The organism is Kitasatospora sp. NPDC059747 (genome assembly GCF_042732955.1).
GTDB lineage: Bacteria > Actinomycetota > Actinomycetes > Streptomycetales > Streptomycetaceae > Kitasatospora.
The window spans coordinates 1-9239 of the sequence record NZ_JBHWGV010000204.1 but is presented as its reverse complement, the minus strand read 5'-3'; the positions used below and the strand labels follow the sequence as shown (position 1 = coordinate 9239).

The following is a 9239-nucleotide window of genomic DNA, read 5'->3' as shown; positions in this document are numbered from 1 at the left end:
CCCCGACCGCGGGCGGCGGCCGGCGCCGCGGCGCCCCGACGCAGCTCGTCGTGGTCCAGGGCTCCCTGGCCGGGACCACCGTCGCGCTGCAGGGCCAGACCATCACCCTGGGCCGGGCGCACGACTCCACCATCGTGCTGGACGACGACTACGCGTCCTCCCGGCATGCCAGGATCTATCCCGACCAGACTGGGCAGTGGACGGTCGAGGATCTAGGCTCCACCAACGGCACCTATCTGGACCGGCAGCGCCTGACCGCGCCGACCCCGCTCCAGCCGGGCATGCCGATCCGTATCGGCAGGACCGTCATCGAACTGCGGAAGTAGTAGCGCATGAGGGACAGCATCCCGTCCATGACCCAGAGGGGGGCACAGGTCGCATGACCCTGGTGCTGCGCTTCGCCGCCGGCTCCCACAAGGGACTGATCCGGGAGGGGAACGAGGACTCCGGCTACGCCGGGCCGCGGCTGCTGGCCGTGGCCGACGGCATGGGCGGCGCCGCGGCCGGCGAGGTCGCGTCCTCCGAGGTGCTCGGCTCCATCGTCCGTCTGGACGAGGACGTGCCGGGCGCCGATCTGCTGACCCTGCTCGGTGACGCCGTCCAGGGCGCCAACGACCGGCTCCGGCAGATGGTCGAGGACGACCCCCAGCTGGAGGGCATGGGCTGCACGCTCACCGCCATGCTCTGGACGGGCCAGCGGATGGGCCTCGTGCACGTCGGCGACTCCCGTGCCTACCTGCTGCGCGACGGGTCGCTGGTGCAGATCACCCAGGACCACACCTGGGTGCAGCGCCTGGTCGACGAGGGCCGGATCACGCCCGAGGAGGCCGAGACCCACCCGCAGCGCTCGCTGCTGATGCGGGCCCTGGACGGCCGCGGCCAGGTCGAGCCCGACCTGTCGATCCGCGAGGTCCGGGCCGGCGACCGCTACCTGATCTGTTCCGACGGCCTCTCCGGCCCGGTCAGCCACCAGACGCTCGAAGCCACCCTCGGCAGCTACTACGCGCCCGAGCAGACCGTGCAGGAGCTGATCCAGCTCGCGCTGCGCGGCGGCGGCCCGGACAACATCACCTGCATCGTGGCGGACGTCATCGACGTCGGCGCCACGGACACCATGAGCGGCCAGTTCAACGACGTCCCGGTGGTGGTCGGCGCGGTCGCCGACGCCCCGCCGTCCTCGGCCGCCACCGACCGCTCCATCGCCGACACCCCGGCCGGCCGCGCCGCCGGCCTCGGCCGCGCGCCCCAGGGCGCCTTCGGCCCCGCCGAGGGCTACGACGGCGGCTACGACGCGTCGGGCGGCTTCGGCCCCGCCGAGGGCTACGAGGGCGAGTACGGCGGCTACAACGGCGCCGAGCCCTCGGTCTACGGCACCGAGGACTTCGACGAGGAGGAGCCGCCGAAGCGCAAGCGCAAGGGGCTCAAGGTCTCGCTGGCCGTCCTGGTCGCCCTCGGCGTGCTCGGCGGCGGCGGGTACTTCGGCTACCAGTGGACCCAGGGCCAGTACTACGTCGGCGCGGAGGACGGGCACGTCGCCGTCTACCAGGGCATCAACCAGAACCTGGCCGGCCTGAGCCTCTCCTCGGTGCACACCGAGTACAAGGACATCGCGCTCAAGTACCTGCCGACGGACCAGCAGGCGCACGTCACCAAGACCATCTCGGTGAACAGCCTGAACGACGCCGACGCGACCATCAAGGAGCTCGACGGCTGGGCCAAGCTCTGCAAGAAGGTCAGCGACGCGAAGGCCGGCACCACCGGGCAGCCCGCGGGCACCCAGGCCACCCAGACGACGTACGCCGACCCCGCCGGGTTCGTGGCCGCGCCCGCGCCCACGCCGAGCGAGAAGCCGAGCGAGAAGAACCGCGCCCCCGCGGCCGCGGTGCCCACCCCGACGCCCACCTCCTCGGCCACCCCGAGCGCCCCGGCCACCCCGCCGCCCGTCACCACCCCCGCACCGGCCCCCGGCGCGGCGGGCGACGTGCCCGGCCTGAGCGACGAGGACCGGCAGCGCGCCGAGTCCTGCCCGAAGCAGTGACCCCCGTGACCCGACATAGGCCCGCCCCCGGCCGGCCCGCCGGCCGGCAGGGAGCGGCCCACCAGTGAGCACCTACGACCTGAGCAGCGGCGCGGGCCGGCCCGGCCGGCGCCGGACGCCGGCCGCCCGGCTCGACGGCCGGCGCCGGGGCAACACCACCATCACCCCGCAGGAAGCGCCCAACCGGCGCAACACCGAGCTGGCCCTGCTGGTCTTCGCCGTCCTGCTCCCGGTCCTCGCCTACGCCAACGTGGGCCTCGCCATGGACTCCGAGCTGCCCGGCGGCATGCTCGGCTACGGCCTCGGGATGGGCTCGCTCGCCCTCGTCGCACACCTGCTGGTCCGCCGCTTCGCGCCGTACGCGGACCCGCTGATGCTGCCGCTCGCCACCCTGCTGAACGGGCTCGGCGTGGTCATGATCTGGCGGCTCGACAAGGCGGGCAAGCTGCTCAGCGGCAACTTCAAGGCCGCCGAGAACCAGCTGATGTGGTCCGGCCTCGGCGTCGCGCTGTTCATCGGCGTCATGGTGTTCCTCAAGGACCACCGCGTGCTCCAGCGCTACACCTACATCTCGATGGTCGCGGCCCTCGTCCTGCTCGCCGCGCCGGCGTTCTTCCCGGCCCGCGCGGAGGACTTCGGCGCCAAGATCTGGATCCGGATGGGCGGCTTCTCCATCCAGCCCGGCGAGTTCGCCAAGATCATCCTCACCGTCTTCTTCGCCGGCTACCTGATGGTCAAGCGGGACGCCCTGGCCCTGGCCAGCCGCCGCTTCGCCGGCCTCTACCTGCCGCGCGGGCGCGACCTCGGACCGATCGTGGTGATCTGGCTGCTCAGCCTGCTGATCCTGATCTTCGAGAACGACCTCGGCACGTCCTTCCTGTTCTTCGGCCTGTTCGTGGTGATGCTCTACGTCGCCACCGAGCGCACCAGCTGGATCCTGTTCGGCCTGCTGATGTCGGTCGGCGGCGCGACCGCCGTCGCCATGACCGCCGGCCACGTGAAGACCCGGATCGACGCCTGGATCGACCCGATGGCCGCCTTCGCCCCGCACCCGCCGAAGGGCTCCACCGAGCAGATCGGCCAGTCGCTGATGGCGCTCGGATCCGGCGGGGTGACCGGCTCCGGCCTCGGCCAGGGGCGGTCCTGGCTGATCAACTTCGCCGCCAAGAGCGACTTCATCCTGGGCTCCTTCGGCGAGGAGCTCGGCCTCGCCGGCCTGATGGCGATCTTCCTGCTCTACGCGCTGCTGGTGCAGCGCGGCCTGCGCACCGCGCTCGCCGCCCGCGACCCGTTCGGCAAGCTGTTCGCCGTCGGCCTCGCCTCCGCCATGGCACTGCAGGTCTTCGTCGTCGCCGGCGGGGTCACCGGGCTGATCCCGCTGACCGGTATGACCATGCCGTTCCTCGCCCAGGGCGGTTCGTCAGTGGTCGCCAACTGGGCGCTCATCGCGATCCTGCTGAAGATCAGCGACAGCGCCCGCCGACCCGGGGTCGAACCCGCCCCCGCCACCGAGGGCCAGGGAGGACCCGCCAGATGAACAAGCCGATCCGCCGGGTCTCGATCTTCTGCCTCGTGCTGATCCTGGCCCTGATGCTGCGCACCAACTGGGTGCAGGGCGTCCAGGCCGACGCCTGGGCCAGCAACGCCAACAACAAGCGCCAGCAGTTCGACCGCTACGCCCACCCGCGCGGCAACATCGTCGTCGGCGGCCAGCCGGTCACGAAGTCCGACTTCGTCAACGGCCTGCGCTACAAGTACAAGCGCTCCTGGGTCGACGGCCCGATGTACGCCCCGGTCACCGGCTACTCCTCCCAGGTCTACGGCTCCAACGGGCTGGAGAACCTGGAGGACGGCGTCCTCTCCGGCACCGACGACCGGCTGTTCTTCCGCAACACCCTCGACATGCTGACCGGTGAGCAGAAGAAGGGCGGCGACGTCGTCACGACGATCAACGCCAAGGCCCAGAAGGCCGCCTGGGACGGACTCGGCAACAAGAAGGGCGCGGTCGTCGCGCTCGACCCGAAGACCGGCGCGATCCTCGCCCTGGTCTCCACCCCGTCCTACGACCCGGGCACCATCTCCGGCAGCGAGGACTCGGACTCCAAGTCCTGGACGGACCTCAACGCCGACCCGAACAAGCCGATGCTCAACCGGGCGCTGAAGGAGACCTATCCGCCCGGCTCGACCTTCAAGCTGGTCACCGCGACCGCCGCGTTCGAGAACGGCCTGTACCAGAACGTCGACGACGCGACGAGCACGCCGGACCCGTACACCCTGCCGGGCACCGCCACCGTTCTCAAGAACGAGAGCCCGAACGAGAAGTGCGAGAACGCCACCGTCAAGTCCGGCCTGGACCAGTCCTGCAACACGGTCTTCGCCAAGATGGGCGCCGACCTCGGCAAGGACAAGATGCGGGCGCAGGCCGAGAAGTTCGGCTTCAACAGCACCGTCGACACCCCGGTCCGCTCCGAGAAGAGCATCTTCCCGAACAGCGCCAGCCTGGACGGCACCGCCCAGGACTCGATCGGCCAGCACGACACCCGCGCCACCCCGCTGCAGATGGCCATGGTCTCCGCGGCCATCGCCAACAACGGCAGCCTGATGACGCCGTACCTGGTCGACCAGGAGCGCTCGGCCTCGCTGACGACCATCTCCAAGCACACCGAGAAGCAGTTCTCCCAGGCCATGAGCCCGGCCACCGCGCAGAAGATGCAGGACCTGATGGTCTCGGTGGTCGAGAACGGCACCGGCACCAACGCCAAGATCCCCGGCATCCAGGTCGGCGGCAAGACCGGCACCGCCCAGCACGGCGAGGACAACGCGGGCCTGCCGTTCGCCTGGTTCACGTCCTGGGCCAAGACCTCGGACGGCCAGTCGGTCGCGGTCGCGGTCGTGGTCGAGGACGGCTCCCAGAACCGCGACGGCATCAGCGGCGGCCGCCTCGCGGCCCCGATCGCCAAGGCGGTGATGCAGGCCGTGCTCGGCAAGTGACGGGCAGGGCCGCGGGTGAGTGGAATGTCACGATCGGCACCCCCGTTCGGATACCGGTCTGGTATCGGCCTACGGGTGACTCCGGTCCGACGTGGTACGACCGGTAGCGTATCCGCCAGCAGCGGGTGTGCCCGTTGCCGCCCGCGAGGCGGCGCACGACCCGGCCGGAGAACCGGTCGCGGGCCGCGCGGCGTCACCCAGAGCGTGCGGGGACACCTACGTCACAACCTCACCGGCGGGTGAGGGAGAGGGTCGGAACTATGGAAGAGCCTCGTCGCCTCGGCGGCAGGTACGAGCTCGGCGGCGTCCTCGGACGCGGCGGCATGGCCGAGGTGTACCTCGGCCATGACACCCGGCTCGGCCGTTCCGTCGCAGTGAAGACGCTCCGGGCCGACATGGCCCGGGATCCGTCGTTCCAGGCCCGCTTCCGCCGCGAGGCGCAGTCGGCGGCGTCCCTGAACCACCCCGCGATCGTCGCCGTGTACGACACCGGCGAGGACTACATCGACGGCATCTCCATCCCGTACATCGTGATGGAGTACGTCGAGGGGTCCACGCTGCGCGAGCTGCTGCACTCCGGGCGCCGGCTGCTGCCGGAGCGCGCGCTGGAGATGACCATCGGCATCCTGCAGGCGCTGGAGTACTCGCACCGGGCGGGCATCGTCCACCGCGACATCAAGCCCGCCAACGTGATGCTGACCCGGCAGGGCAACGTCAAGGTCATGGACTTCGGCATCGCCCGCGCGATGGGCGACGCCGGGATGACCATGACGCAGACCTCGGCCGTCATCGGCACCGCCCAGTACCTCTCCCCCGAGCAGGCCAAGGGCGAGCAGGTCGACGCCCGGTCCGACCTCTACTCCACCGGCTGCCTGCTGTACGAGCTGCTGACCGTCCGCCCGCCGTTCGTCGGCGACTCCCCGGTGGCCGTGGCCTACCAGCACGTCCGGGAGGAGCCGCAGCCGCCGTCGGTCTTCGACCCCGAGGTGCGCCCCGAGGTCGACGCGATCGTGCTGAAGGCCCTCGCCAAGGAGCGCGACTACCGCTACCAAAGCGCCGACGAGATGCGCGACGACATCGAGCGCTTCCTCGACGGCCTCCCGGTCGCCGCCGCCCAGCAGGCGGCCGCCTACGGCATGGGCGCCGCCGGGTACGGCTACGACCAGAACGGCTACCCGCAGCACGACCCGTACGGCCAGACCAACGTGCTGCCGCAGCAGCCCGGCGGTCCGACCACCGTCCTGCCGCAGGTCGGCCAGCCCGGCTACGGGCAGCAGGGCGGCTACCCGGACGACGGCTACGGCCAGACCTACGCCGGCGCCCCGGCGGGCGGCGGCCACGACGACGGCTACGGCTCCGAGGGCGGCCGGCGCGGGGACCGGCCGAAGAAGAGCAACACCTCCTGGATCGTGCTGGCGGTCGCCGCCGTACTGGTCCTGGTCGGCACCTTCTTCGTCGCCCAGGCGATGTTCAACGGCGGTGGCGGCAGCAAGGAGCCCGCGAAGCTCGCCGCGCCGAGCCTGGTCGGCAAGAGCCTGGCCGACGCGAAGACGGCGGCCGCGCAGGCCGGTCCCAAGCTCGTGGTGACCGAGGGCGACAAGATCGCCTGCCCGGACGCCAACGTGAAGAAGGACCAGGTCTGCACCCAGAACCCGGCGGCCGGCACCCAGGTCGCGGAGAACGGCACGATCACCGTGCAGGTCTCCTCCGGCCCGGCCAAGGCGAACGTCCCGCCGGTGACCGGCAAGACCAAGGACCAGGCGACGCAGGCCCTCAGCGCGGCCGGCTTCACCAACGTCACCACCGAGTACAAGGACGACGACACCGCCCCGCAGGACACCGTCACCGCCCAGGACCCGGCCGCCAACAGCCCGGCCGACCCGAGCGCGCCGATCAAGCTGACGATCTCGCAGGGCAAGAGCAAGATCGCCGTTCCGTCCGTGCTCGGCATGCAGAAGGACGCCGCGGCGGCCCAGCTGCAGGGCGCGGGCTTCCAGGTCGACATGTCGAAGACGGTGGCGACGACCGACCCGACCAAGGTCGACACGGTCGCGTCGCAGACGCCCGCGGCCAACACCAAGGCCCCGGCCAACACGAAGATCCAGCTGGTCGTCTTCAAGGCGCCGGACAAGGCCCAGGTCCCGCCGCTGCAGAACGTCAAGCTGTCGGACGCCGTCAGCCAGCTCCAGAAGCTCGGCCTCGGCTACGCCGTGACCGGCCCGTCGGACCCGAACGCCGTGGTCATCATGACCAACCCGCCGGCCGGCACCATGCTGGACCCGAACACCCAGGTCAACCTGGTCACGAGGCCGGCCGATCCGCCCAAAGGGGGGGACCCCGGCCCCTCACCCTCCAACCCCAAAGGGGGGAACAACCCCTAAGCCCTTCTTCCCCTTCTTCTGAGGGGTCCTGAGGCTTGGTGGGGGTTGTCACGACAGCACCGAGGGCCCGTCGCAGCGACTGCGGCGGGCCCTCGGGCGTTCTCCGGCGGGCAGGAGCGGCTCAGGAGTGCCGCAGCTCGGGCGGCGGGGTCCGCCCGGCGTCCACGGGATCCACCCGGACCAGGCTCCCCCACACCGCCATCCGGTAGCGCGAGGTGTAGACCGGCGTGCAGGTGGTCAGCGTGATGTACCGGCCCGGGGCGCTGTAGCCGGAGCCGGTCGGGACGGGCGCGACGATGCCGGTGTCGTACTTGGACGTCTCCGGCAGGGTGTTGTCGACCTTGTAGACGTACCACTTGTCCTTGGTCTCGACGACGATCGCGTCGCCCCTGCGGACCGCGTCCAGGTCGTGGAACTTGGCGCCGTGGCCGTCCCGGTGCGCGGCCAGCGCGAAGTTGCCGGTCGCGTCCCAGGGCATCGCGGCGCGGTACGGCTGCTCGTACACCCCGGCGACGCCCTCGGCCAGGGTGTCGGTGTCGGCGCCCATCCGGATCAGCACCTGGTAGTCCTTGCCCATTGCCGGGACGTGCAGGAAGCCGACCCCGTCCCCGGCCGCGTAGGCGGGCGCGGCGGCCGTCGCTCCGGGCGTCGGCGAGGGCGTGCCGGTGGGGCCCGCGGCCCAGGCGCTGCGCAGCTTGTCGGAGGCCTCGGACGCCGAGCGGTCCGCCTCGACGTTGGTCCACCAGAGCGAGTAGGCGACGAACAGGCCGAGCACCAGGCCCAGGGTGATCAGGAGCTCGCCGAGGACCCCGAGGACGGCCGGCGCCCGGCCCCTCCCGCGCCGCGCCGGCTCCGGTCCGGGCGCACCGCCCGGACCGGGTTGCGGGAAGGCCTCCACGGCCGTCTCGTCCTGCGTCACCGGTGCTCCCCCTCCGTCGCCTGCGGCCGGGTGGCTACCCGCCCGCGATCGCGGCCGGCTTGCCCTGGCTGCGCGGCCGTTCCTCGGTCATCTTGCCAAACAGGATGAGGCGGAACTTGGAGGTGAACTCCGGGGTGCAGGTGGTGAGGGTGATGTACCGGCCGGGGCCGGTGTAGCCGGAACCGTTCGGGACGGCCTTGATCACGCTGACGTTGCTGGGGGAGGTCTCCGGGATGCCGCCGGTGATCTCGTACGTGTAGTACGCGGTGGCGGTCTCCACCACGACCTGGTCGCCCTTGCCGAGCTTGTTGATGTACCGGAACGGCTCGCCGTGGGTGTTGCGGTGCGCGGCGAGCGCGAAGTTGCCGGCCTTGTCGGCCGGCATGCCGGTGCCGGTGTAGTGGCCGACCAGGCCGTTGTCGAGCACCGCCGACTTGGAGGTGCCCTCGGCGATCGGGAACTTCAGCCCGAGCTTGGGCAGGTAGATGATCGCGAAGCCCTTGCCGGGCTCGAACGTCTCGGGTTTCGCCGGATCCGGTGCCGGCTGTCCCGGCTGGCCGGGCTGGGCGGCGTCGAACTGCTTCTCCAGCTGGCTGCGGGCGCCGTCGGCGGCCGCGTCGGCCTGCACGTTGGTCCACCACAACTGGTACGAGACGAAGAGCAGCATGACGACGCCGAGCGTGATGCACAGCTCGCCGACCAGGCGCGCCGCGATCACGACCGGGGACTCCTTGGGCCGCGCCCGCGGCCCCGCGCCCTTGCCGGAGGCCCGGCGCCGCCCGCCGCCCGGGCGCACCGAGGTGCGCCCCTGGGCGGCCCCCCCGGGGGGGGGCCGCCCCCCCGGGGGGGGGGGGGGCCCCGGGGGGGGGGGGCGCCCCCCCCCCCGCCGCCCCGCGGGGGCGCGGCGGGG

Annotated in this window: 7 protein-coding genes; 5 read left to right on the top strand and 2 right to left on the bottom strand. The window is 71.8% G+C overall.

Translation table 11 applies throughout. From position 1 onward, the window contains the following. The 5 genes from ACFV4G_RS42005 to pknB form a co-directional block, all read left to right on the top strand. The coding region (locus tag ACFV4G_RS42005; RefSeq protein ID WP_380448656.1) for an FHA domain-containing protein at positions 1-326 on the top strand (326 nt) is incomplete at its 5' end. Between the two features lie 53 nt (positions 327-379). Next, complete coding sequence (locus ACFV4G_RS42000) at positions 380-2038, top strand: PP2C family protein-serine/threonine phosphatase (protein ID WP_380448654.1); 1659 nt, start codon at positions 380-382, stop codon at positions 2036-2038. A 160-nt stretch (positions 2039-2198) separates the two neighbouring features. Further along, a complete protein-coding gene (locus ACFV4G_RS41995) occupies positions 2199-3575 on the top strand; it encodes an FtsW/RodA/SpoVE family cell cycle protein (protein WP_380448659.1) in 1377 nt (458 codons plus the stop codon). Further along, on the top strand, positions 3572-5029 hold the full coding sequence (locus ACFV4G_RS41990; RefSeq protein ID WP_380448651.1) for a peptidoglycan D,D-transpeptidase FtsI family protein: 1458 nt from the start codon (positions 3572-3574) through the stop codon (positions 5027-5029). The genes ACFV4G_RS41995 and ACFV4G_RS41990 overlap by 4 nt, the downstream gene beginning before the upstream one ends. A gap of 260 nt (positions 5030-5289) precedes the next feature. Beyond that, entirely contained in the window at positions 5290-7410 is a 2121-nt protein-coding gene (pknB, locus tag ACFV4G_RS41985) for a Stk1 family PASTA domain-containing Ser/Thr kinase (protein ID WP_380448649.1), read from the top strand. Positions 7411-7531: 121 nt separating this feature from the next. On the opposite strand, the gene ACFV4G_RS41980 is transcribed toward pknB, so the two are convergent. Beyond that, positions 7532-8329 carry a class E sortase gene (locus ACFV4G_RS41980; RefSeq protein ID WP_380448646.1) on the bottom strand — a complete coding sequence of 266 codons (798 nt, stop codon included), beginning with the start codon at positions 8327-8329 and terminating at the stop codon, positions 7532-7534. A gap of 34 nt (positions 8330-8363) precedes the next feature. Beyond that, a complete protein-coding gene (locus tag ACFV4G_RS41975) occupies positions 8364-9047 on the bottom strand; it encodes a class E sortase (protein ID WP_380448643.1) in 684 nt (227 codons plus the stop codon). Between the last annotated feature and the right edge of the window lie 192 nt (positions 9048-9239).

What these genes read in the sequence shown, in the direction of transcription:
- pknB (WP_380448649.1), top strand. Translation starts at nt 5,290, where the DNA reads ATGGAAGAGCCTCGTCGCCTCGGCGGCAGGTACGAGCTCGGCGGCGTC.
- ACFV4G_RS42000 (WP_380448654.1), top strand. Translation starts at nt 380, where the DNA reads ATGACCCTGGTGCTGCGCTTCGCCGCCGGCTCCCACAAGGGACTGATC.
- ACFV4G_RS41990 (WP_380448651.1), top strand. Translation starts at nt 3,572, where the DNA reads ATGAACAAGCCGATCCGCCGGGTCTCGATCTTCTGCCTCGTGCTGATC.